Source organism: Geobacillus genomosp. 3, from assembly GCF_000445995.2.
Classification (GTDB): domain Bacteria; phylum Bacillota; class Bacilli; order Bacillales; family Anoxybacillaceae; genus Geobacillus.
Window position 1 is genome coordinate 1,028,582 of record NC_022080.4, and the last position, 25,439, is coordinate 1,054,020.

Annotated in this window: 19 protein-coding genes and 1 pseudogene; 19 read left to right on the forward strand and 1 reads right to left on the reverse strand. The window is 53.0% G+C overall.

From position 1 onward, the window contains the following. The first annotated feature begins 69 nt into the window (after nt 1–69). The 16 genes from lspA to M493_RS05390 all read left to right on the forward strand — a co-directional run bounded on the left by lspA (nt 70) and on the right by M493_RS05390 (nt 20,172). Nucleotides 70–561, forward strand: a complete 492-nt coding sequence (gene lspA, locus M493_RS05310) for a signal peptidase II (RefSeq protein ID WP_081713460.1) — start codon at nt 70–72, stop codon at nt 559–561. Then, nucleotides 562–1,476, forward strand: a complete 915-nt coding sequence (locus M493_RS05315) for an RluA family pseudouridine synthase (RefSeq protein WP_020959266.1) — start codon at nt 562–564, stop codon at nt 1,474–1,476. 260 nt (nt 1,477–1,736) lie between these two features. Continuing rightward, entirely contained in the window at nt 1,737–2,276 is a 540-nt protein-coding gene (gene pyrR, locus M493_RS05320) for a bifunctional pyr operon transcriptional regulator/uracil phosphoribosyltransferase PyrR (RefSeq protein WP_020959267.1), read from the forward strand. Between the two features lie 157 nt (nt 2,277–2,433). Next, a complete protein-coding gene (locus M493_RS05325; protein ID WP_020959268.1) occupies nt 2,434–3,735 on the forward strand; it encodes a solute carrier family 23 protein in 1,302 nt (433 codons plus the stop codon). Between the two features lie 169 nt (nt 3,736–3,904). Further along, nucleotides 3,905–4,831: an aspartate carbamoyltransferase catalytic subunit gene (locus M493_RS05330; protein WP_020959269.1), complete on the forward strand. Its 927-nt coding sequence runs from the start codon at nt 3,905–3,907 to the stop codon at nt 4,829–4,831. After that, nucleotides 4,794–6,077 carry a dihydroorotase gene (locus M493_RS05335; protein ID WP_020959270.1) on the forward strand — a complete coding sequence of 428 codons (1,284 nt, stop codon included), beginning with the start codon at nt 4,794–4,796 and terminating at the stop codon, nt 6,075–6,077. The genes M493_RS05330 and M493_RS05335 overlap by 38 nt, the downstream gene beginning before the upstream one ends. A 1-nt stretch (nt 6,078) precedes the next feature. After that, nucleotides 6,079–7,173: a carbamoyl phosphate synthase small subunit gene (locus tag M493_RS05340; protein ID WP_020959271.1), complete on the forward strand. Its 1,095-nt coding sequence runs from the start codon at nt 6,079–6,081 to the stop codon at nt 7,171–7,173. Next, nucleotides 7,166–10,363, forward strand: coding sequence for a carbamoyl-phosphate synthase large subunit (carB, locus tag M493_RS05345; RefSeq protein ID WP_020959272.1), 3,198 nt, complete (start codon nt 7,166–7,168; stop codon nt 10,361–10,363). The genes M493_RS05340 and carB overlap by 8 nt, the downstream gene beginning before the upstream one ends. Continuing rightward, on the forward strand, nt 10,360–11,133 hold the full coding sequence (locus M493_RS05350) for a dihydroorotate dehydrogenase electron transfer subunit (RefSeq protein WP_020959273.1): 774 nt from the start codon (nt 10,360–10,362) through the stop codon (nt 11,131–11,133). The genes carB and M493_RS05350 overlap by 4 nt, the downstream gene beginning before the upstream one ends. Next, on the forward strand, nt 11,130–12,071 hold the full coding sequence (locus tag M493_RS05355; RefSeq protein WP_020959274.1) for a dihydroorotate dehydrogenase: 942 nt from the start codon (nt 11,130–11,132) through the stop codon (nt 12,069–12,071). The genes M493_RS05350 and M493_RS05355 overlap by 4 nt, the downstream gene beginning before the upstream one ends. Beyond that, nucleotides 12,043–12,762, forward strand: a complete 720-nt coding sequence (pyrF, locus tag M493_RS05360) for an orotidine-5'-phosphate decarboxylase (RefSeq protein ID WP_020959275.1) — start codon at nt 12,043–12,045, stop codon at nt 12,760–12,762. Before M493_RS05355 ends, pyrF begins: the two co-directional genes overlap by 29 nt. After that, nucleotides 12,759–13,382, forward strand: coding sequence for an orotate phosphoribosyltransferase (pyrE, locus tag M493_RS05365; protein WP_020959276.1), 624 nt, complete (start codon nt 12,759–12,761; stop codon nt 13,380–13,382). The genes pyrF and pyrE overlap by 4 nt, the downstream gene beginning before the upstream one ends. A gap of 283 nt (nt 13,383–13,665) precedes the next feature. Then, nucleotides 13,666–14,532, forward strand: a complete 867-nt coding sequence (locus tag M493_RS05370) for a LysR family transcriptional regulator (RefSeq protein ID WP_020959278.1) — start codon at nt 13,666–13,668, stop codon at nt 14,530–14,532. A gap of 344 nt (nt 14,533–14,876) precedes the next feature. Further along, nucleotides 14,877–17,603, forward strand: coding sequence for an aconitate hydratase AcnA (gene acnA, locus M493_RS05375; protein WP_041267872.1), 2,727 nt, complete (start codon nt 14,877–14,879; stop codon nt 17,601–17,603). Nucleotides 17,604–17,766: 163 nt separating this feature from the next. Next, the gene (gene prpF, locus M493_RS05380; RefSeq protein ID WP_020959280.1) at nt 17,767–18,924 is read left to right on the forward strand and encodes a 2-methylaconitate cis-trans isomerase PrpF; all 1,158 of its coding nucleotides are present in this window, start codon (nt 17,767–17,769) and stop codon (nt 18,922–18,924) included. A 636-nt stretch (nt 18,925–19,560) separates the two neighbouring features. After that, complete coding sequence (locus M493_RS05390; protein ID WP_020959283.1) at nt 19,561–20,172, forward strand: RraA family protein; 612 nt, start codon at nt 19,561–19,563, stop codon at nt 20,170–20,172. Between the two features lie 47 nt (nt 20,173–20,219). Here M493_RS05390 and M493_RS05395 read toward each other — a convergent pair whose 3' ends face one another. Beyond that, nucleotides 20,220–21,089 carry a LysR family transcriptional regulator gene (locus tag M493_RS05395; RefSeq protein ID WP_020959284.1) on the reverse strand — a complete coding sequence of 290 codons (870 nt, stop codon included), beginning with the start codon at nt 21,087–21,089 and terminating at the stop codon, nt 20,220–20,222. Between the two features lie 208 nt (nt 21,090–21,297). Between M493_RS05395 and acnA (M493_RS05400) the strand changes: the two genes are divergently transcribed. The 3 genes and pseudogenes from acnA (M493_RS05400) (at nt 21,298) to M493_RS05405 (ending at nt 25,430) form a co-directional block, all read left to right on the forward strand. Beyond that, on the forward strand, nt 21,298–24,042 hold the full coding sequence (acnA, locus tag M493_RS05400) for an aconitate hydratase AcnA (protein WP_020959285.1): 2,745 nt from the start codon (nt 21,298–21,300) through the stop codon (nt 24,040–24,042). A gap of 134 nt (nt 24,043–24,176) precedes the next feature. Beyond that, a pseudogene (locus M493_RS17530) lies at nt 24,177–24,314 on the forward strand (transposase); the annotation flags it as partial. 12 nt (nt 24,315–24,326) lie between these two features. Beyond that, a complete protein-coding gene (locus M493_RS05405; protein WP_020959287.1) occupies nt 24,327–25,430 on the forward strand; it encodes an RNA-guided endonuclease InsQ/TnpB family protein in 1,104 nt (367 codons plus the stop codon). Nucleotides 25,431–25,439: the final 9 nt, after the last annotated feature.

The following is a 25,439-nucleotide window of genomic DNA, read 5'->3' on the forward strand; positions in this document are numbered from 1 at the left end:
CTGCCTTAGGGCGGCCTTGCCGCTCATTTGTTTGCCATGGCGAATTATGCTACAATGCAAAAAGGATGAATGAGAAGGACAGGGGGATTTGGCACGGTGGCATACTATTGGATCGCGGCGGCGGTCATCATCCTCGATCAATGGACGAAATGGCTTGTCGTCCGCTATATGCGGCTTGGGGAAAGCATCCCGATCATTGACAATGTGCTCTACATTACGTCGCACCGCAACCGCGGCGCGGCCTGGGGCATGCTAGAAGGGCAGTTTTGGCTCTTTTATTTGGTTACAGTCATCGTCGTGGCGGCGATCGTAATTTACATCCGCCGCTTGAACCCTTCTGAGCGCTTGGCGGGCGTGGGGCTTGGGCTGATGCTCGGCGGGGCGGTCGGCAACTTCATTGACCGTGTGTTCCGGAAAGAAGTGGTTGACTTTATCCATACGTATATTGGCACGTACAGTTTTCCGGTGTTCAATGTCGCCGATTCGGCGCTGACGGTCGGCGTCATCTTGCTGTTTGTTCATATGTTTTTTTTCGCGACACCAGAGAAAGGGAATGAGTAGATGGACACGATCACGTTTCACATTGAAGACGAATATGACGGCGAACGGATCGATAAAGTGATCGCGGCGCTCAATGAGGCATGGTCGCGTTCGCAAGTGCAGCAATGGATCAAAAGCGGGCTTGTGACCGTCAATGGCGAGACGGTCAAGGCGAACTACAAATGCGAGGCGGGCGACGCCGTCGCCGTTTCACCGCCGGAGCCGGAGCCGCTCGAGGTCGAGCCGGAGCCGATTCCGCTTGACATTTATTACGAAGACGAAGACGTCCTTGTCGTCAACAAACCGCGCGGCATGGTCGTCCATCCGGCGCCCGGGCATATGCGCGGCACCCTTGTCAACGCGCTTCTCGCCCATTGCCGCGACCTGTCTGGGATCAACGGCGTGCTTCGCCCCGGCATCGTCCATCGGATTGACAAAGACACATCAGGACTATTGATGGTGGCGAAAAACGACGCCGCTCACCGCTCGCTCGTCGAGCAGCTGGTGAACAAAACGGTGACGCGCCGCTACAAGGCGATCGTCCACGGCGTCATTCCCCACGATTACGGGACGATCGACGCGCCGATCGGCCGCGACAAACGCGACCGAAAAAAAATGGCCGTCACCGAAGAAAACGGGAAGGAAGCGGTCACCCATTTCCGCGTGCTCGAGCGGTTTCGCCACTATACATATGTGGAGTGTCAACTTGAAACCGGACGGACGCACCAAATTCGCGTCCATATGAAATATATCGGCTACCCGCTTGCCGGCGATCCGCAATACGGGCCGAAAAAAACGCTCGCGATCGACGGTCAGGCGCTTCACGCCGGGGTGCTTGGCTTCCGTCATCCAAGAAGCGGCGAGTATTTGGAATTTGACGCGCCGCTGCCGCCGGAGTTTGCCGAACTGCTTGACTGGCTGCGAAAAAACGATTGACAAACGAACACGCCCCCTTTACAATGAAAACAGGTGAACAGGAACCTTTAAGTTCAGTCCTGTGAGGCTGAAAAGGGGTCGGAATGACAAAGAAGGTCGGCGTATGCCCATCTTGTTTGGCTGCAGCAAGCCATCCCCCGCTTCACAGGCGGGGGATTTTTTTATGAAAACAGGCGGGAACGGCCTCTGGCCTCTGTTGGCGGTCCGCCTGCGGAAACGCGCTGGCCGCGGTGCGCATGCGCTGTTGGGAGGTGGATGGAATGCAAAAGGCGGTTGTGATGGACGAACAGGCGATTCGCCGCGCCTTGACGCGCATCGCCCACGAAATCATCGAACGGAACAAAGGCATTGAGAATTGCGTATTGGTCGGCATCAAAACGCGCGGCATTTACTTGGCGCGCCGGTTGGCGGAGCGGATCGAACAAATTGAAAGGGCGTCCGTTCCGGTCGGCGAGCTCGATATTACGCTTTATCGCGATGATCTGACGGTGAAAACGGATGATCATGAGCCGCTCGTCAAAGGAACGAACGTGCCGTTTCCGGTGAGCGAGCGGAAAGTGATTTTAGTCGACGATGTGCTCTTTACCGGCCGGACGGTGCGGGCGGCGATGGATGCGGTCATGGATTTGGGCCGCCCGGCGCGCATCCAGCTCGCCGTGCTCGTTGACCGCGGGCATCGGGAGCTTCCGATCCGCGCCGATTTCGTCGGCAAAAACGTGCCGACATCAAGCGCGGAGCTGATCGTCGTGGAGCTTTCCGAAGTGGACGGCGTTGACCAAGTGTCGATTCATGAAAAATAAAACAGCTCCCTTTTAAGCGCAGTCCCGTGAGGCTGCAAAAGGGGCGGAATGGTTTCGGCTGTTTCTGCACCCTCTTTGCGCCTTCATGGGCAAAGAGGGTGTTTTTGTGCACACGAAAAAACGAAATTCGCTCATTTGGCGAAAGGAGAGGCGAAAGATGAACAAACCGGTGTTGGATATTCACGAGCGCCCGACGGCCGGGCAATGGGTGACGTTAAGCTTGCAGCATTTGTTCGCCATGTTTGGCGCCACGATTTTAGTGCCGTACTTAGTCGGATTGGATCCATCGATCGCCTTGTTGACAAGCGGACTTGGCACATTGGCGTTTTTGCTGATCACGAAATGGCAAGTGCCCGCCTATCTCGGCTCCTCGTTCGCCTACATCGCCCCGATCATCGCGGCGAAAACGGCCGGCGGCCCGGGGGCGGCGATGATCGGCAGCTTTCTTGCCGGACTGGTGTACGGGATTGTCGCCTTGATCATTAAAAAAGCCGGTTACCGCTGGGTGATGAAGCTGCTGCCGCCGGTTGTGGTCGGCCCGGTCATCATCGTCATCGGCCTCGGCCTGGCCGGCACGGCGGTCGGGATGGCGATGAACGGCCCGGACGGCAAATACAGCCTGCTTCATTTCTCGGTGGCGCTCGTGACGCTCGCGGCGACGATCATTTGCTCGGTGCTCGCGCGCGGCATGTTGAGCTTGATTCCGGTGCTTGTCGGCATCATTGTCGGCTACGTCTATGCCCTCGCCGTCGGGCTCGTCGATTTATCAAAAATAGCGGCTGCCAAATGGTTCGAGTGGCCGGATTTCTTGATTCCGTTTGCCGATTATCCGGTGCGCATCACGTGGGAGATCGTCATGCTCATGGTGCCGGTGGCAATCGTCACCTTGTCCGAACATATCGGCCACCAGCTTGTGTTAAGCAAAGTCGTCGGCCGCGACCTCATTCAAAAGCCGGGGCTGCACCGCTCGATTTTAGGGGACGGAACGGCGACGATGATTTCCGCCTTGCTCGGCGGCCCGCCGAAAACGACGTATGGGGAGAACATCGGCGTGCTCGCGATTACGCGCGTTTATAGCGTCTACGTGCTCGCCGGCGCGGCGGTGATCGCCATCGCCTTCGGTTTCGTCGGCAAAATCACCGCACTCATCAGCTCGATTCCGACGCCGGTCATGGGCGGCGTGTCGATCCTGTTGTTTGGCATCATCGCCTCGTCCGGATTGCGGATGTTGGTGGACAGCCGCATCGATTTCGGCGAGACGCGCAACTTGGTCATCGCCTCGGTCATCCTGGTCATCGGCATCGGCGGTGCGGTGCTGAAAATCAGCGACAGCTTCCAAATCACCGGCATGGCGCTCTCCGCCATTGTCGGCGTCCTGCTCAACTTGATTTTACCGGGGCGTCCGCAGACAGCGGAAAACTTATTTGAAGATGAAAAAAGCAGCGACCATGTGGCCTAAATCAAATAGACAAACACCTTTTAATTAAGTCCTGCGAGGCTTAAAAAGGTGTGAAAACAGGCGCGCTGGGGGCGGAGTCTATCCACCGGGCCTCTCATGCGCCGATCGTCACACCTTGCCTGGCCGGCAAGGTGTTTTTTTATCGAAAAAAGGAAAGGGAGCGAAACCGATGACCCATCTTTTCACACTAAGTGAACTGTCGCTTGATGAAATCAGCTGTTTGCTCGATGAAGCGGAAGCGTTCCGCCGCGGTTGCACTTGGCGCCCGGCCGCGCCGACGTATGTCGCCAACTTGTTTTTCGAACCGAGCACGCGCACGAAATGCAGCTTCGAGATGGCGGAACGGAAACTTGGGCTTCACGTGATTCCGTTTGATCCGGAACGATCAAGCGTGCAAAAAGGGGAGACGTTGTATGATACGGTCAAGACGCTTGAAGCGATCGGCGTCGATGCCGTTGTCATCCGCCACCACGAAGATGCGTATTTCGAAGCGCTCCGCCATGCAGTCGTCATCCCGGTCATCAACGCCGGCGACGGCTGCGGGCACCATCCGACCCAGTCGCTTTTGGATTTGTTGACGATTCGCCAAGAGTTCGGCGCCTTTGCCGGCTTGACGGTGGCGATCATCGGCGACATCCGTCATAGCCGCGTCGCCCGCTCCAATGCGGAAGTGTTGACAAGGCTTGGCGCGACCGTCTTGTTCTCCGGTCCGGAAGAGTGGAAAGATGAGGCGAATCCGTATGGGACGTACGTCGGTCTTGACGAGGCCATCGCCCGCGCCGATGTCGTGATGCTACTTCGCATCCAGCACGAGCGGCATGCAGAAACGATGGGCTTGACAAAAGAAGAGTACCATGTGCGGTACGGGTTGACGCTTGAGCGGGCGCGGCGGATGAAACAAGGTGCCATCATCTTGCATCCGGCGCCGGTCAACCGCGGGGTCGAAATCGCAAGCGAACTGGTCGAAGCGAAGTCGTCGCGCATCTTTAAACAAATGGAAAACGGCGTCTACGTACGGATGGCCGTGCTAAAACGGGCAATAGAAGGGAGAATGGAACATGGCCGTATGGTTGAAACATGGCATGTCGTTCAATAACAACGGGGAGTTCGTGCGAACGGAGGTGAAAATCGATAACGGGGTCATTGCGGCTATCGGCCCGGAACTGGCGGTCGACGCAGACGGCCACGTGATCGATGTCGGAGGAAAGTTGATCGCTCCAGGGTTGATCGATTTGCACGTCCATTTGCGCGAGCCGGGCGGCGAGGCGAAAGAAACGATTGAAACGGGCACGCTTGCGGCGGCGAAAGGCGGCTTTACGACGGTTGCCGCCATGCCGAACACGAATCCGGTGCCCGATACGAAAGAGCAAATGGAATGGCTGCAAGCCCGCATCCGCGAAACGGCGCGCGTCAACGTGCTTCCGTACGCAGCGATCACGATTGGACAAAAAGGGGAAGAGCTGACCGATTTTGCGGCGTTGAAGGAAGCTGGAGCGTTCGCGTTCACTGATGACGGCGTCGGCGTGCAGTCGGCCGGGATGATGTTTGAAGCGATGAAACGGGCCGCGGCGCTCGATATGGCGATCGTCGCCCATTGCGAAGATGATACACTGAAAAACGGCGGCGCGGTGCATGACGGCGATTTCGCCCGCCGGCATGGGATCGCCGGCATTCCGTCCGTCTGCGAATCGGTCCATATCGCCCGCGACGTCTTGCTCGCTGAAGCGGCCGGCTGCCATTACCACGTCTGCCACATCAGCACGAAAGAGTCGGTGCGCATCGTCCGCGACGCGAAGCGGGCCGGCATCCGCGTCACCGCCGAAGTGACGCCGCACCATCTGCTCTTGTGCGAGGACGACATCCCGGAGCTGGATGCGAACTACAAAATGAATCCGCCGCTGCGCAGCCGCGCAGACCGCGAGGCGCTCATTGAAGGGCTGCTCGATGGGACGATCGATTTGATCGCCACCGACCATGCGCCGCATACAACGGCGGAAAAAGCGAAAGGCATCGAGGCGGCGCCGTTTGGCATCGTGGGGCTCGAGACGGCGTTTCCGCTCCTATATACGCATTTTGTCAAAACCGGCGTGTTTTCATTAAAGCAGCTTGTCGACTGGCTGACGGTGAAACCGGCGCAATGCTTCGGCCTAAACGCCGGACGGCTTGCCGTCGGGGCGCCGGCGGATCTCACGGTCATTGATTTAGAGGCAGAAGAAACAATTGATCCGGAGACGTTTGCGTCGAAAGGAAAAAATACGCCGTTTGCCGGCTGGAAATGCCAAGGCTGGCCGGTGATGACGTTTGTCAACGGAACACTCGTATGGGAGAAAGGGAGAGAGTAACATGAAACGGCAACTGATCTTGGAAGACGGCTCGTTTTTTGTCGGGGAGGCGTTTGGGAGCATGAAAGAGACGACCGGGGAAGTCGTCTTTAACACTGGCATGACCGGCTACCAAGAAATTTTGACCGACCCGTCGTATTGCGGGCAAATTGTGACGATGACGTATCCGCTAATCGGCAACTACGGCATCAACCGCGACGACTTTGAAGCGATCCGCCCGTACGTGCACGGGTTCATCGTCAAAGAAGCGTGCGTGACACCGTCGAACTGGCGCGGCGAACTGACGCTGGATGAGTATTTAAAAGAAAAGGACATTCCGGGGCTGGCCGGCATCGACACGCGCAAATTGACGCGCCTCATCCGCCAATACGGAACGTTAAAAGGGATGATTTGCGGGCTTGACGTCCATCCGGCGGAAGCGGCGGCCAAGCTGCGGGCGATGGAGTGGCCGCGCGACCAAGTGCGGCGCGTCTCAACAAAAAGCGCCTACCCAAGCCCGGGGCGCGGCGAGCGCGTCGTCCTGATCGATTTCGGGATGAAACACGGCATTTTGCGCGAGCTGAACAAGCGGAACTGCGATGTCATCGTCTTGCCGTACAACGCGACGGCGGAAGACGTGCTCAGCTGGTATCCGGACGGGGTGATGCTGTCAAACGGACCGGGCGACCCGAAAGACGTGCCGGAAGCGATCGAGATGATCCGTGGCATTCTCGGCAAAGTGCCGCTCTTTGGCATCTGCCTCGGCCATCAGCTGTTCGCCTTGGCGTGCGGCGCGAATACGGAAAAACTGAAATTCGGCCATCGCGGCTCGAATCATCCGGTCAAAGACTTGCGCACCGGCAAAGTGGCCATTACGGCGCAAAACCACGGCTATACGGTCACGCATGAATCGCTTGCCGGCACGCGCCTTGAGGTGACCCATGTCGCCTTAAACGACGGCACGGTCGAAGGGCTCCGCCATCTCGATTTCCCGGCGTTTACGGTGCAATACCATCCGGAAGCGTCGCCGGGTCCGGAAGATGCGAATCCGCTGTTTGACGAGTTTTTGGCGCTCATCCGTGAGTTCAACAAGAAAGGGGAAGTCATCCATGCCTAAACGCCGCGACATCGAAACGATTTTAGTGATCGGCTCGGGGCCGATCGTCATCGGCCAGGCGGCTGAATTCGACTATGCGGGAACGCAAGCGTGCCTCGCGTTGAAAGAAGAAGGATACAAAGTCATTCTCGTCAACTCGAATCCGGCGACGATCATGACCGATACGGAAATCGCCGATAAAGTGTATATGGAGCCGCTGACGCTTGAGTTTGTCGCCCGCATTATCCGCAAAGAGCGGCCGGATGCGATTTTGCCGACGCTGGGCGGCCAGACCGGCCTCAACTTGGCGGTGGAACTGGCAAAAGCCGGGGTGTTGGACGAGTGCGGCGTCGAAATTCTCGGCACGAAGCTTGAAGCGATTGAAAAAGCGGAAGACCGCGAACAGTTCCGTGCTCTTATGAATGAGCTCGGCGAGCCGGTGCCGGAAAGCGCGATTATTCACAGCCTGGAAGAGGCGTACGCGTTTGTCGAACAAATCGGCTATCCGGTCATCGTCCGCCCGGCGTTCACGCTCGGCGGCACAGGCGGGGGCATTTGCACGAACGAAGAAGAGCTTATGGAGATCGTCTCAACCGGCTTGAAGCTGAGCCCGGTGCACCAATGTTTGCTCGAGCGGAGCATCGCCGGCTACAAGGAGATTGAATACGAAGTGATGCGCGACGCCAACGACAACGCGATCGTCGTCTGCAACATGGAAAACATCGACCCGGTCGGCATTCATACGGGTGATTCGGTCGTCGTCGCCCCGAGCCAGACGTTAAGCGACCGCGAATACCAGCTGTTGCGGAACGCGTCGTTGAACATCATCCGCGCCCTTGGCATCGAAGGCGGCTGCAACGTCCAGCTGGCGCTTGACCCGGACAGCTTCCGCTATTACGTCATTGAAGTGAATCCGCGCGTCAGCCGCTCGTCGGCATTGGCGTCAAAAGCAACGGGGTATCCGATCGCGAAACTGGCCGCGAAAATCGCCGTCGGCCTGACGCTTGACGAAATGATCAACCCGGTCACCGGGAAAACGTACGCTTGCTTTGAGCCGGCACTCGATTACGTCGTGACGAAAATTCCGCGCTTTCCGTTTGACAAATTCGAATCGGCGAACCGTCGGCTGGGCACGCAAATGAAAGCGACCGGCGAAGTAATGGCGATCGGCCGGACGTTTGAAGAATCGCTGTTAAAAGCCGTTCGTTCGCTCGAGATCGGCGTGCACCATCTCGAATTGAACGAAGTGAAAAACGCGGCGGATGACGTGATCGAAAAACGGATCCGCAAGGCGGGCGACGAGCGGCTCTTTTACATCGCCGAAGCGCTCCGCCGCGGGGTGACGGTCGATACGTTGCATGAATGGAGCCAAATCGACCGCTTTTTCCTGCATAAAATCCAAAACATCATCGAGATGGAAACGGTGCTGAAAAACCGCCCGGGCGACCTTGACGTGTTAAAGAACGCGAAAGCGCTCGGCTTCTCCGATGCGGCGGTGGCGGCGTTATGGAACAAAACGGAGCGCGACGTTTACGCGCTGCGCCGCCAGAAAGGCATCGTGCCGGTGTACAAAATGGTCGATACGTGCGCAGCCGAATTCACGTCGGAAACGCCGTACTACTACAGCACGTACGAGGAAGAAAACGAGTCCATCGTGACGGAAAAACCGAGCGTCATCGTCCTTGGCTCCGGTCCGATCCGCATCGGCCAAGGGATCGAGTTTGACTACGCGACCGTCCATTGCGTCTGGGCCATTAAGCAGGCCGGCTATGAGGCGATCATCATCAACAACAACCCGGAAACGGTGTCGACCGACTTCAGCACGTCGGACAAACTGTATTTCGAGCCGCTGACGGCCGAAGACGTGATGCATGTCATCGACCTCGAGCAGCCGGTCGGCGTCATCGTCCAGTTCGGCGGGCAAACGGCGATCAACTTGGCGGCGGAACTCGAAGCGCGCGGCGTCCGTCTGCTCGGGACGACGCTTGAAGATTTGGACCGCGCGGAAGACCGCGACAAATTTGAACAGGCGCTCTCAGAGCTCGGCATTCCGAAGCCGGCCGGCAAAACGGCCGTTTCGGTCGAAGAAGCGGTCGCCATCGCGGAGGAGATCGGCTATCCGGTGCTCGTCCGCCCGTCGTATGTGCTCGGCGGCCGGGCAATGGAAATTGTGTATAACCGCGAGGAGCTGCTTCATTACATGGAACACGCCGTGCGCGTCAATCCGCAGCACCCGGTGCTCGTTGACCGGTACATCACCGGCAAAGAAGTCGAAGTCGACGCCATTGCCGACGGCGAGACGGTCGTCATCCCGGGGATCATGGAACATATCGAACGGGCCGGCGTCCATTCCGGCGACTCGATCGCCGTCTATCCGCCCCAGACATTAAGCGCGGAAGTGATCGACAAGATCGCGGATTACACGATCCGACTGGCGCGCGGACTGCATATTGTCGGGCTGTTGAACATTCAGTTTGTCGTCTCGGGAAGCGATGTGTACGTCTTGGAAGTGAACCCGCGCTCAAGCCGCACGGTGCCGTTTTTAAGCAAAATCACCGGCGTGCCGATGGCCAATCTTGCCACGAAAGCCATTTTAGGGACGAAGCTTGCCGAGATGGGCTATGAGACGGGCGTTTGCCCGGTGCGTCCTGGCGTGTACGTGAAAGTGCCGGTGTTCTCGTTTGCCAAACTGCGCAACGTCGACATCTCGCTCGGCCCGGAAATGAAGTCGACCGGCGAAGTGATCGGCAAAGACGTGACGTTCGAAAAAGCGCTCTATAAGGGGCTTGTCGCTTCGGGCATCCACATCCAGCCGCACGGAGCCGTGTTGTTGACGGTGGCCGACAAAGACAAGGAAGAAGCGGTCGAACTGGCCCGCCGCTTTGCCGATATCGGCTATCAACTCTTGGCGACGAACGGCACGGCGGAAACGTTGAACGCCGCCGGCATTTCGGTGACGGTCGTCAATAAAATCCACTCGGCGTCGCCGAACATTTTGGATGTCATCCGCCAAGGAAAAGCGCAAGTTGTCATCAACACGCTGACGAAAGGGAAGCAGCCGGAAAGCGACGGCTTCCGCATCCGCCGTGAAGCGGTCGAAAACGGCATTCCGTGCTTGACGTCGCTCGATACGGCAAGGGCGATGCTGCAAGTGCTTGAATCGATGACGTTTTCAACGACGGCGATGACGGAAGGGCTGGTGCGGTCATGATCGGCCGCGAACGAATGACGGTCGCAAGCCAGCGGCTGATCGCCGAGCGGACGTATGAATTGACGCTCTCAGGCCGCCTTGTGCAAGAGATGAAGCAGCCGGGCCAGTTCGTCCATGTGAAGGCAGCGGCAACGGCCGATCCGCTTTTGCGCCGCCCGCTCAGCCTTTGCCGCATCGACCGCAAGCAGGGCCAATGCACGATCATTTACCGCCAGGAAGGGAAAGGCACCGCGCTCCTTGCGCAAAAACAGCCGGGCGATGTGGTCGATGTGCTCGGCCCGCTCGGCAACGGCTTTCCGCTCGATGCCGCGCCGGCGGGCGGCCGGGCGCTGCTGGTCGGCGGCGGCATCGGCGTCCCGCCGCTCTATGAACTGGCGAAACAGCTCACAAAGCGCGGTGTTGGAGTGGTGAGCGTGCTCGGGTTTCAAACGAAAGCGGCAGTCTTTTATGAAGAAGAATTCGCCGCGTTTGGGGAGACGTATGTCGCAACCGATGACGGCTCGCACGGAACGCCGGGGCGCGTCACCGATGTGATCGAAGCGCGCTCGCTCGAGTTTGACGTCTTGTACGCCTGCGGCCCGAAACCGATGCTTCGGGCGCTGGCGGAACGGTTTCCGAACCGGCCGGTGTACGTGTCGCTCGAGGAGCGGATGGGCTGCGGCGTCGGGGCGTGTTTTGCCTGCGTCTGCCATGTGCCGGGGAGCGGGACGGCGTATAAAAAAGTATGCAGCGACGGTCCGGTGTTTCGGGCCGAGGAGGTGGTATTATGAACCGGCTTGCGGTTGAACTGCCAGGTCTTTCCCTCAAAAACCCGATCATGCCGGCGTCCGGCTGTTTCGGATTTGGCCGCGAGTACGCCCGGTTTTACGATTTAAGCGTGTTAGGCGCCATGATGATCAAGGCGACGACAAAAGAGCCGCGCTTTGGCAACCCGACGCCCCGGGTGGCGGAAACGCCGGCTGGGATGTTAAACGCCATCGGCCTGCAAAATCCGGGTCTTGACAAAGTGCTCGCAGAAGAGCTGCCGTGGCTTCAGCAGTTTGACGTGCCGATCATCGCCAACATCGCCGGCTCAACGGCAGAAGAGTACGTTGAGGTGGCCGAAGCGATTTCGAAGGCGCCCAACGTCCATGCACTGGAGCTCAACATTTCCTGCCCGAACGTGAAAAAAGGCGGCATTGCGTTTGGCACCGTGCCAGACGTAGCCGCCGAGCTGACGCGGCTTGTCAAAGAAGTGTCCGCCGTGCCGGTGTACGTGAAGCTGTCGCCGAACGTCACCGACATCGTGGCGATGGCAAAAGCGATTGAACAAGCGGGCGCCGATGGGTTGACGATGATCAACACGCTCGTTGGCATGCGCATTGACGTGAAAACAGGCCGGCCGATTTTGGCGAACGGCACCGGGGGCTTATCCGGCCCGGCGGTGAAACCGATCGCCATTCGCATGATTTATGAAGTGAGCCAGGCGGTGTCGATTCCGATCATCGGCATGGGCGGCATTCAGACGGCGGAAGACGTGCTCGAATTTTTCTACGCCGGCGCGAGCGCGGTTGCCGTCGGAACGGCCAACTTCGTCGACCCGTTCGTCTGCCCGACGATTATCGCCGACCTGCCGGCGTTGCTCGATGAACTCGGGATCGGCCACATTTCCGAATGCATAGGAAGGAGCTGGAAGACCGGTGCACACGCCGTTCATTGTCGCGCTTGATTTTCCGTCAAAGCAAGAAGCCGCCGCCTTTTTGCGCCCATTTGCGGGAACGCCGCTGTTCGTCAAAGTCGGGATGGAGTTGTACTACCAAGAAGGTCCCGCCATCGTCGCGTTCCTGAAAGAACAAGGGCATGCCGTCTTTTTAGACTTAAAACTGCACGACATCCCGAATACGGTGAAACAAGCGATGAAAGGGCTCGCCCACGTCGGCGCCGATCTGGTGAACGTCCACGCCGCCGGCGGCCGGCGCATGATGGAAGCAGCCATGGAAGGGCTTGACGCCGGCACGCCAAGCGGAACCATGCGGCCGCGCTGCATCGCCGTCACCCAGCTGACGAGCACGGACGAGCGGATGCTTCACGAGGAGCTGTGGATTGACCGCCCGTTTGCGGAAACAGTCGCCCATTACGCCGCCTTGGCGAAAGAAAGCGGGCTTGATGGCGTCGTCTGCTCGGCCAAGGAAGCCGCGCTCATGAAAGAACGGTGCGACGCCTCGTTTCTTGCCGTCACGCCAGGCATCCGCTTTGCCGATGATGAGGCGCATGACCAAGTGCGCGTCGTCACGCCAAGGAAAGCGCGTGAGCTCGGCGCCGACTACATCGTCGTCGGCCGCAGCATCACCCGCGCCGCCGACCCGCTCGGGGCGTATGCCCGCCTGCAACACGAATGGAACGGAGGAGAGAGAGAATGAAACACGACATCGCCGCCAAACTGCTTCAAATCGGGGCCGTCGCCCTGCAGCCGAACGAGCCGTTTACATGGTCTTCGGGCTTGAAATCGCCGATTTATTGCGACAACCGCCTGACGCTCGCTTACCCCGACGTGCGCCGCACGATCGCCGACGGCCTCGCCGAACTCATCCGCACCCAGTTCCCTGAGGCGGATCTCATCGCCGGCACAGCGACCGCCGGCATCCCGCACGCCGCCTGGGTGAGCGAGCGGCTTGAGCTGCCGATGTGCTACGTCCGCAGCCAGGCGAAAGCGCACGGCAAAGGAAAACAAATCGAAGGCAAAGCTGAACCGGGCCAGCGCGTGGTCGTCATCGAAGACTTAATCTCGACAGGCGGCAGCTCGCTTACGGCCGTCCGCGCCTTGAAAGAAGCGGGCTGCGAAGTGCTTGGCGTCGCCGCCATTTTCACATACGGGCTTGACAAAGCGAAGCAGGCGTTTGCGGCGGAGAATTTGCCTGCCTACACGCTCACCGACTACGACACCCTCATCGAAACGGCCGTCCGCCTTGGCGCCGTCAGCGAACACAACTTGGCGACATTGCGAAAATGGCGGGAGAATCCGGAGGAGTGGGGGAAATAGAAGAGAGAAGCGCGGACCAAAGGATGGTTCGCGCTTTTGTCATGGGCGAAACGGGGGGAGGACTCACTTGTCATCCGCTTCATCCCGCGGATTAAAAACAGGAGCGCGACAATGTTCAACTGTTTTTTGCAAGCCAAAAATGCAGAGAAGGGCAAAAAAACATAGACGACGCCTCTCTGTCCACTGTCATTTTATTGTTTTTTTTGTGCAAGTTCTAAATAAAATAATGGTATGATTGACAGAGACGGATAGAAACAACAATCTGTTCTTGGAGAGTGGTACTATGGAAGAACGGGATTGGGAACTTTTGCAAACCTTATTTAAATATAAAAACATCACGAAAGCCGCCCAAGAGCTGTTTATTTCCCAGCCAACGATTTCGAAGCGGCTTCGCGAGATTGAGCAGCATTTTGGCGTGACCATCGTGCAAAGGGGGAGAAGAGGAGTGCAATTTACCCCTGAAGGAGAGTATTTGGCGAAGAGCGCAGAACAAATGTTGCGTCATTTGCGCAAGATTAGAGAACATGTCAAGGATATGAATACAGCTGTCGTAGAGGGAACGCTGCGGCTAGGCGTTTCGAATTACTTTGCCAAGTATCAGCTTCCGCGAGTATTAAAACGTTTTAAAGATGAACATCCGCATGTTGAATTCCAAGTGCAAACAGGTTGGAGCCGGGAAGTGTTTCAATGGGTGTACAATCAGGATGTACATATTGGATTTGTTCGGGGAGACTATCAATGGGCGGGCAAAAAGCATCTCTTATTTGAAGAAACGCTTTGCGTTGCTTATAGGGAAGAATTCGACCTTGGCGATCTTCCTCGCTTGCCAAGAATTGACTATCGCACGGAGTCTTTATTTAAAGGCATCATTGATAACTGGTGGGCTGAACATTTCGAACAGCCCCCGTACGTTGGGATGACGGTCGACCGAGTGGATACTTGCAAGGAAATGGTGATTCATGGTCTTGGATATGCGATCGTCCCCCGCCGGATCCTTCATGATGCGCCGCACTTGTACAAGCTCGATCTCACAGGTCGGGAAGGAACGCCGATCCTCCGGAAAACGTGGATGATTTATCATGAAGAAGTGTTGGCACTCAAAATCGCTAAGCTGTTTGTGGATTTAGTGGAACATTTGGACGACTGGTGAAACACGTTCACCTTTGCGCAGTGCAGCCCTTTTGAATATGGGAAAGTGGGAAGGCCCTTGCTAGGGCGTTTTTTCTTAACTTCATCGTCTCCCCGTCATCATTGCTCCTTTACGGCCGCACTATGGGAAAACCGTTAGTGCGGTTGGCCCCCGCCACGGTGTTTTGCGTTGAGATATCCTCCACGTGACGAACCTTCTCTGTGACCGTGTGTGGTCTCTTGTTGTTAGGTATTCCATTTCATCATGGTTAACCATCAAAAAACGATATTTTTATTATAGATTATCCCAACTTATAATCGAATTGAAAGTTGCATGAATGGAATGAAAGGGGAGGGAAACCGTTGATCGCAGAACATGATATTTTTCGAACGCGTTCCTTTTTTACGGTCAATGGCAAGAGGTATACCTATTATCGTCTGATGGGTCTGGAAGAATTAGGGGTTGGGAAAGTTTCTCGGCTTCCTTATTCGATTAAAGTTTTATTGGAATCGGTGCTCCGCCAATACGATGGGGTGGCAATCAAAAAAGAACATATTGAGAATTTGGCAAAATGGGGAACCGACGAGTGGAAAAGAGAGATTGATGTTCCTTTTAAGCCTGCGCGAATCGTTTTGCAGGATTTTACGGGTGTTCCGGTTGTTGTTGATCTCGCGTCTTTGCGCCAAGCCATGGCGGATATGGGCGGAAGCCCGGAGATGATCAACCCGGAAATCCCTGTTGACCTTGTCATCGATCATGCCGAACAAGTAGAGAAGTTCGGAACGCCGGATGCATTGAAATATAATGTCGAACGAGGATTTGAGCTCAACTATGAGCGGTACAAATTTTTTAAATGGGCGTCCAACTCTTTCAAGAAGTTTCGCGTCGTGCCGCCTTCGACCGCTATCATTCATCAAGCCAATGTAGAATATCTTGCTTCGGTTGTACAGTCAACGGAAGAAAATGGCGAATATCTCGCCTTCCCTGATACTTGTTTTGGAGCCGACTCACATACACCAATGGTGAATGGGATCGGGGTCGTTGGATGGGGAGTCGGAGGCATTGAGGCAGAAGCGGCGATGCTCGGGCAACCTTCGTACTTTCCAGCCCCAGAGGTAATTGGGATTCGTCTAAAAGGCAAATTGCCTGCTGGCGCAACCGGGACAGATCTTGCTCTTTATGTTACACATCTGCTTCGCAAGAAACACGTTGTCGGAAAATTTGTGGAATTCTTCGGGGAAGGGGTCACAAATTTATCTGTGGCCGATCGGGCGACGGTCGCCAATATGTCGCCAGAAAATGGAGCAACCATCTCCTTCTTCCCTGTAGATCAGGAAATATTGAACTTTTTGCGTCTAACCGGACGAACGGAGGAACAAGTACAGCTTGTAGAGGCTTATTGCAAGGCGAATGGGCTGTTTTTTACACCGGATGCTGAGGAGCCGATGTATACGGAAGTGATCGAATTGGATCTTTCTACCATTGAATCGTATGTCGCTGGTCCGAAGCGTCCACAGGACTTGATCCGATTATCTGAGGTGAAAGAGGCTTTTCGAAAGTCCTTAACGAACACATTGGGGAATCACGGATATGGCCTCAGCGAAGAGGAGATAGACAAACAATGTTCTGTCGCCTTCCACGACGGCCAAACGTATCCGTTAAAAACAGGCTCCATTGTGCTTGCGGCCATTACGAGCTGCACAAACACTTCCAATCCGTATGTCATGATTGGCGCTGGTCTGTTGGCAAAAAAGGCCGTAGAAAGAGGGCTATCCGTTCCGCCGTTTGTCAAAACGAGCCTTGCTCCTGGATCGAAGGTCGTTACCCAATATTTGCGGAAGGCCGGGCTGCTTCCTTATCTCGAAAAACTCGGATTCTATCTTGTCGGCTATGGCTGTACAACATGTGTAGGGAATTCAGGCCCTCTTCCTGACGAAGTGGCGGAGGCGATCGCACAGAACGATTTGATTGTTTGTGGAGTGTTATCCGGCAATCGCAATTTTGAAGGACGCATTCATCCGCTCATTAAAGCGAACTTTTTAGCTTCCCCTCCTCTCGTTGTTGCGTATGCTATTGCCGGAAGTGTGGACATCAATCTTCAAAACGAGCCTCTCGGAACAGACAAAGAGGGAAAGGCTGTTTACTTGCAAGACATATGGCCAACCCATTCGGAAATCGAAAAGGTAATAGCTGAAACCATTACAGTAGATTTATATGAACAGCAAAACAAAAGCATGTTCAGCGGGAATGAAGCATGGAATCAATTGCAGACGGGCAAAGGATTGCTTTATGAATGGGAGGAAGATTCGACATTTCTTCGCAACCCGCCCTTTTTCCAAAATATGTCCAAAGAGGCTAGGCCAATCGAATCGCTGAACGGGTTGCGGGTGCTTGTCAAACTTGGCGATTCCGTTACGACCGATCACATCTCTCCGGCTGGGGGGACGATTCCGCCTAATAGTGTGGCAGGAAAATACTTGTTGTCGCAAGGGGTAAAGCCGGGGGATTTAAGCTCCTATGGCTCCCGCCGCGGCAATCATGAAGTAATGATGCGCGGTGCCTTTTCCAATATCCGTTTGAGAAACGAAGTAGCGCCGGGAACAGAGGGCGGCGTAACAACATATTTCCCAACCGGGGAAGTCATGTCCATTTACGATGCGGCTATGAAATATCAACAAGATGGAACGGGATTATTGGTGATCGCCGGGATGGATTACGGCATGGGCAGTTCCCGGGACTGGGCGGCGAAAGCGACTGCGCTGCTTGGCGTCAAAGCGGTTTTGGCGCAGAGCTTCGAGCGTATCCACCGCAGCAACTTGGCATTGATGGGTGTGCTTCCTCTTCAATTCCAAGAGGGAGAAAATGCTGATACCCTTGGCTTAACTGGGCGCGAACGATATGATATCCATATTGACAATCACATCCGCCCCCGCCAACTTGTAACGGTGATCGCCACTGATGAATACGGCTGCCGGAAGGTGTTTGACGTGATCGTCCGTTTCGACAGCGAGATAGAGATTGATTATTACCGCCATGGTGGTGTATTGCCAATGGTTCTTCGTAAGAAAGTGAACTACTCCCCCTTAGCTTGAAGCGGGAGCCGATCCGTTTGTGAAAAGAAAAGGCTGAAAGGCTGACATCGGCTGTTGCACTGTTTCAGGAAGCATCGTGCCAGTGGGGCGGGGAAGGCAGGCCGCTATTTAGGATGCCGCCTCCGCGCCTTTCAGTCGCATAAAGTTGGAAGGAGAGAACGAAGTGAAGCAGTGGGGAAAACAAATCAAAATCCCTGCCGTTTATATGCGAGGCGGAACGAGTAAGGGAATTTTTTTTCTGAAAGAAGATTTGCCCTCTGATCCGTCGAAACGTGACAAACTATTGTTGCGTGTGATGGGAAGTCCGGATCCGTATGGGCAGCAAATCGATGGCATGGGTGCGGCGACGTCAAGCACGAGCAAGGTGGTCATCATCAGCAAAAGCAACCGGCCCGGATGTGATGTTGATTATTTATTCGGCCAAGTAGCCATAGGGCAGCCACTCATTGATTGGAGTGGGAACTGCGGGAATCTTACAGCGGCGGTTGGTCCTTTTGCGATTGATCACGGGCTCGTCGATGCTCCTAAGGATGGGGTGGCCACTGTCCATATTTGGCAGGAGAACATTGGAAAGGAAATCATCGCCCATGTCCCGATGAAGGATGGAGAAGTGCAAGAGCTTGGCGATTTCGTGCTAGACGGAGTAGCCTTTCCAGCGTCGGAAATCAAGCTGGAATTCCTTGATCCTGGCGGGGAGGGAGGGGTTCTGCCAACCGGAAATCCCATCGACATCCTTCACGTTCCGGGAATAGGAGAAGTGGAGGCAACTCTAATCAATGCCGGAAATCCTTCTGTCTTTATTTCTGCATCGTCAATGGGATTAACGGGAACAGAATTGCAACAAGATATTAACGGCAATCCGGATTTGTTGGCGCGGTTGGAATGGATCCGCGCTCACGGGGCTGTCGCTATGGGGGTGGCAGACGACATCGAGTACGCCATGGCGAAACGCCAGCATACACCGAAAATTGCCTTTTTGGCTGAGCCAGCAAGCTATACTGCATCGAGCGGCAAAGTGGTGCGCCGGGAAGAGATTGACCTGTTGGCGCGCATTTTGTCGATGGGGAAACTGCATCATGCCATGACAGGCACAGGTGCGGTGGCGATGGCTGCTGCGGCGGCGATCCCGGGAACGATCGTGAGCAACATTTTAGGACGCGCAGTATCCGAGATTCGCATCGGGCATCCGTCGGGCATTGTAAGAGTAGGAGCTGCAGTCGAACGACATCATCATAGTTGGATGGTAAAAAAAGTGGTGATGAGCCGCAGTGCCCGGCGATTGATGGAAGGGTTTGTCCTTGTACCTAATATCATCGATTAATCACCCAGTTTTATGTTTTGGGCCTCTTTCTCCTTTTTGGCTGCTGGTATGGCCGAGAAAGAGGCCTGTATTCGGTAAGTTGCTGATCTTCTTATAGTTCATCATGAAAAACATGGCATCTTTGAATGATTGAATGTATTCCACTTTGCCCTGGCCATCCTCGTTGTCTGTCATACATTCGAAATTCGAATACCGCGTCATGAACGAAAACTATTTCTTCTACCATGCTACTTTTCGCTAAGATGGAAGTAATAAAAGAAAACGTCCATGGGCGTTGTTTTTGGTTCAGATGGGTCGCCAGCTCTGGTAAACGCTTTCCTGTGACGTTTTGCTTGCCATTTTTGCTCATGGATCAATCCTGTTTCGCAGCAGGTTGAAAAGGAAGGGGGGATAACACTAAGGATACGTGTTGATCAATTTTTATGCCATTTTCGGAAAACGATTTCAATGACAATTGGAGGAGGCTGAATATGAATGAATGATACGGGCGCTGTGCACGGAAGCAGGTTTGGTATTTTTAAGTGTGCTCTTATTTATCTCATTTATCATGGTTTTGTTGATGCGCCTTGAAAAAAGGCAAGGTTTTTCTAAACATCAGGCTTCACAATCCAATCAGCTAAAAGGGGAAGTGGTGAAATGAATATAATCAGTCAGTTTGAAATGATACCGACCACCTGTATTTCTGATGTGATGCAAGGTCTCAATAATCTTGATTCGCAGATCAAGCCTTTGAAGGAAAATGATCGCGTGGCAGGAAGAGCGTTTACAGTGAAAATGCCCGTAGGGGACAATCTTGTTTTTTTGAAGGCGCTGAAGGAAGCGCCGCCGGGAAGTGTCCTTGTGGTAGACGCCAAAGGGGACACCTATCGGGCCATCGCAGGAGATTTTTTAGTTGGCGTAGCACAAATGTTAGGAATAAAAGGGATTGTTGCCCACGGGGTGATACGGGACATTGAGGGGATTAGAAAATTGAATATTCCTGTTTTCTGCCTCGGAACGACTGTGGCAGCTAGTGGAAAGGCTGGTATGGGGGAAATCAATGTCCCTGTCTCTTGCGGTGGGGTGACGGTGCATCCGGGTGATATGATCGTCGGTGATGCTGATGGAGTTGTTGTTGTACCACAAATGCGGGAACAGGAAATTTTACAAAAGGCATTAGAAAAACTGCAAATGGATCTCGACAGAGCAAAACGGGTATCCAGCAGGGAGGAAGCGCTTCGGTATTTGGAAAATGTCTTGAATAAATAAAAAGGAACGGGGAACGGGGCAGATGCCGCCGTTCCTTTTTATTATTTTTATAAGGAATATATATCAAGCTGTTTGACTACATCAACAAAGGCGTTCACGACATTTAATGTTAAAGAGTCTTGATGGTACATCATCCATGTTTTTTGGGTGAGAGGACGCCCTTTTTTATCTGTCAGGCAGATTTTATGAAGCCCTTTCACATTTTCCAAAAATAGTGAAGGCATAATCGCGTATCCTAATCCATTGGCCACCATTTCTTTGCATGTGTCCCCTTGATCGACGACCATAGCGATATACGGAGGATGTATATATCGCTCCGCCCACCAGTTATCCACTAACTGCCTATATAAGACGTCTGTTTTATAATCAATTCTTGGCAGTTGGGGGAGTTGTTCTAAATCTACCTCTTGCTTAGAGGCAACACAGATGTTTTCCTCAAACAGCAAGTGTTTTTGATCAGGCCAGTTGTATTCCCCGCGAATAAAAGCCACATGGACTTCCTGACTATATAATAAAGCAAAAATATCTCGACTGTAGCCGGTTTTCACTTGGAATTCGACTTGAGGGTACTGATCTTTAAAATATTTGAGCAGAGCAGGGAGTTTGTATTTGCTAATGAAGTTCGATACACCAAGGCGCAACGTTCTCGCTACTTGATGATGGAAATTCTTTAAATTTTCTTTTATCACGCGAAGACGATGCAACATATCTTCAGCACACTTGGCGAGGTATTCTCCTTCCGGCGTAAATTGCACTCCTTTGAATCCGCGATCCACAATTTTGACTTCCAACTCTTTTTCAATTTGTTGCAGGCGTTTTGTTAGTGTTGGTTGCGAAATAAATAGTCGTTGGGCGGTTTTCGTAATACTTTTCTCCTTATAAAGGGTATGCAAAATCATCCAGTCGCGGTCTTCCATAATGATTACACACCTCTATATCCATTCCTTGTTGTTATTTTAATCTACCCGCTATCTTTCTTTTTGGCAAGACCGTGGCGCCCAAAATGCACCAAGAGTGTTGCACATATAAAATTTTCATACCTGCTCATAACAAATTGATATTTCTTTCGCTTTTCAGTTTTGTAATAAAATGAAATCAACCAAAGAGAAAAGGTGGCTATCGGCAATGGAAGACAAAGTGCTCAAAAGCATACGGAGAACGAAATCTCATTTTTCTTTACGTGGAAAAACCTACTCTTTCTATCGCATCAACGCGCTCGAAGAGGATGGAGTCGGAAACGTTTCCCGACTGCCTTATTCCATCAAAGTGTTGTTGGAAGCGGCTGTACGTGAATTTGATGGTTCCGCGATCACCGCAGAGCATATCGCCATGTTAGCGAATTGGGGAAAAAAGCGCGAGACAACCCGGGAAGTGCCTTTTAAGCCGTCTAGGATTCTTATGCATGATACGACCGGACTACCGGCATTAGTGGATTTAGCAGCCATGCGCGACACAATGGCACAGATGGGAGGAGATGTTCGTAAAATCAACCCTCTTATTCCTGTAGACCTTGTCGTAGATCATTCGGTGACAATTGATTATTTTGGAAAGCCGGACGCCGTCAACTTAAATGAACAACTCAACTTCAACCGAAATATGGAACGCTTTCGTTTTTTGCGTTGGGCGCAAAAAGCGTTCGCTAATTTTCGCGTTGTTCCACCCTCGAGCGGCATTATGCATCAAGTGAATATGGAGTTTCTATCATCGGTTATTTCCTTAAAAAAGAATGGCAATGAAACGGTAATTTTTCCAGACTCGCTGATTGGAACCGATTCCCGTACAACGATGATTAACGGATTGGGAATTGTAGCGTGGGGAGTAGGCGGAATCGAAGCAGAGGCGGCTGTATTAGGGCAGCCTGTGTACTTCGTCATGCCAGAAGTCGTTGGCCTGAAACTCACGGGTTCACTTTCTGAGGGAGTGACAGCGACCGATTTGGCTTTGACCATTACCAATCTTCTTCGGCAAAAAGGGGTTGTTGGCAAGTTTGTGGAATTTTTCGGTTCAGGAGTTCAAACGCTGAGTGTAGCTGATCGCGCGACCATTGCGAATATGGCGCCTGAGTATGGGGCCACTATGGGCTATTTCCCTGTCGACAGGGAAACGATAAACTACTTGCGGCTGATGGGCCGCGATGAGGAACAAATAGACCTTGTGGAAACGTATTACCGAATCCAAGGCATGTATAAGCAAGAAGAAAGCCCGGAACCATGCTATTCTGAAATCATTGAGCTGGATTTATCGACCGTTGTTCCCTGTCTGGCAGGGCCTAAGCGCCCGCAGGATCGCATTGAATTAGGACAGATGAAGAAACGTTACCAAGAGATGATTCAAGCCCCATTGCCGCAAGGCGGTTATGGACTCACGGAGAAGGATTGGCAAAAATCAGTGGTCATTACGCATGAAGATGGGACACAGTCAGTTTTGCAAAACGGTGCGATTGTTTTAGCAGCAATCACAAGTTGTACGAATACGTCCAATCCCACGTTATTGGTGGCGGCTGGACTTGTGGCCAGAAATGCCGTTAAGAAAGGACTTCGGATGCCGCCGTATGTGAAAACGTCTCTAAGCCCGGGCTCGCGGGTGGTCACAGATTACTTGCAGAGGGCAGGGTTGCTGTCCTACTTAGAAGAGTTAGGATTCTATATCGCAGCTTACGGGTGTGCGACATGTATTGGCAACTCGGGGCCGCTTCTCCCGGAGGTCAGTAAGGCCATCGCCGATCACGAACTGACTGTAGCTAGTGTGTTGTCAGGAAACCGCAATTTTGAAGGGCGTATACATCCACAAGTGAAATTAAACTATTTGGCATCGCCTCCGCTTGTTGTTGCTTATGCCTTGGCAGGTACGGTCAATATCGATTTGACGACAGAACCGATCGGATATAATAAAAATCACCAACCGGTATATTTAAAAGAACTTTGGCCGTCTTCAGCCGAAATCCAGCAAGTGTTGCAGCAATCACTTCAACCTGAATTGTTCCGTAAACGGTATGAGGTCGTATACGAAGCAAATGAGCAATGGAATCGTATTGATATTTCTGAAGGATTGCTGTATCAATGGGACGAACGTTCTTGTTACATCCGCAAACCTCCGTTCTTGGAACGCTTCCGTTGGGATGTAAAAGAAATGGAAGACATAAAAGAAGCTCGTGTCCTTGCGCTGTTAGGGGATGTCGTCACGACGGATCATCTCTCCCCCTCGGGAGTCATTCTCCCCAACAGTCCTGCTGGGCTGTATTTGCAAAGTTGCGGAGTAGAACCGAAAGATTTTAACTCCTATCCGTCGCGCAGAGGCAATCATCATGTCATGGTAAGGGGAGCGCTGGCCAATGTGCTGAATCTTATGGTTCCAGAAGCGGGGCGAGGGATGACAAAAAATTGGTTAACGGGAGAAATCATGTCTATTTATGATGCGGCGATGAAATATAAGGAAAAGGACATCCCGTTGCTGATTATAGCGGGCAAAGAATATGGCACAGGAAGCTCGAGGGATTGGGCGGCAAAAGGGACGTATCTTTTAGGAGTCAAAGCCGTCATTGCCGAGAGTTTTGAAAGAATCCACCGCAGCAATCTAGTTGGCATGGGAGTGTTGCCTTTGCAGTTTGTCGATGGCATAAACGCTTCCTCTCTCGGGATCACAGGAGCAGAAACGTTCAGAACGATCGGGTTGGACAAAGGAGTCAAACCAGGGCAAAAGATCAAGGTAGAGGGGATTCGGGAAGACGGAACCTGCTTTGAGTTTGACGTGATCGTCCGTCTTGATAACGCCATAGAAGTGGAATACTATCGCAATGGCGGGATTATGCAGACCGTCATGCGCCGACTTGCACAAAGTCCATTCGGAAATTCGCTGAAAACCGCTCAGTAAAAAAGAGGCTAGGTTGATACATTTTTAGTGCGCTGGGGGTAAGGGGGCAGAAAAAACTATGGCAATCGAAAAAAATGAAAATAAAACAAATGCAAAACTAATTGCTTATGTTGGCTGTCGTACATCATGGCAAGATCAAAAAGCATTTTCCGCAAGTGAAAAGAAAACGGTGGAAAGAATATTTTTGGTCAAGAAGCGTTTGCCTGCTTACAACGGGTGGTGCGCCCATTGAAGTAATAAAAAACTATATAGAACATCAAGGTATGAAGTGATGTGGTGTCGATATGGCCAACAAAGCCTATCAGTTCCGTCTATACCCAACAAAAGAACAACTGCTCGCCAAAACCTTCGGTTGTGTCCGTTTCGTGTATAACAAAATGCTTGAAGAGCGCATACAACTGTTTGAAAAGTTCAAGGACGATAAAGAATCCTTGAAACAGCAAAAATTTCCGACCCCTGCCAAGTACAAAAAGGAGTTTCCTTGGCTAAAAGAAGTGGATAGCCTTGCGCTGGCAAACGCCCAATTGAATTTGCAAAAAGCGTTTCAAAACTTCTTTTCTGGCCGCGCTGGATTTCCAAAGTTCAAAAACCGCAAGGCGAAACAGTCGTACACCACAAATGTGGTGAATGGCAACATGAAGCTTTCAGATGGCTATATCAAGTTGCCCAAACTGAAATGGATCAAGCTCAAGCAACACCGGGAGATTCCTGCCCACCATATCATCAAGGCTTGTACGATCACGAAAACAAAAACAGGAAAATACTATATTTCGATTCTCACAGAGTACGAACATCAACCTGCACCAAAAGAAGGACAAACTGTTGTTGGGCTTGACTTTTCCATGAGTACGCTGTATGTCGATAGCGAGGGTAAGAGAGCCAATTATCCTCGATTCTATCGCAAAGCATTGGGAAAATTAGCGAAAGAACAGCGTAAATTGTCTCGTAAAAAGAAAGGCTCGAATCGTTGGCATAAACAGCGTCTGAAAGTAGCGAAGTTGCATGAGAAAATGGCCAACCAGCGCAAGGACTTTCTGCATAAGGAGTCGCACAAATTAGCGAAACTTTATGATTGCGTGGTCATCGAAGACCTCAACATGAAGGGAATGTCCCAAGCCCTCCATTTCGGTCAAAGCGTTCATGACAATGGCTGGGGCATGTTCACCTCTTTCCTTCAGTACAAGTTGGCCGAACAGGGGAAGAAGCTGATCAAAATCGACAAATGGTTTCCATCATCGAAAACTTGTTCGTGCTGCGGCAAAGTGAGGAAGTCTCTATCGCTTTCTGAGCGTACATTCCGCTGTGAATGTGGATTCGAGAGCGACAGGGACGTCAATGCGGCCATCAATATCAAACATGAGGGCATGAAACGATTAGCGATAGTCTAACTTGTCCTC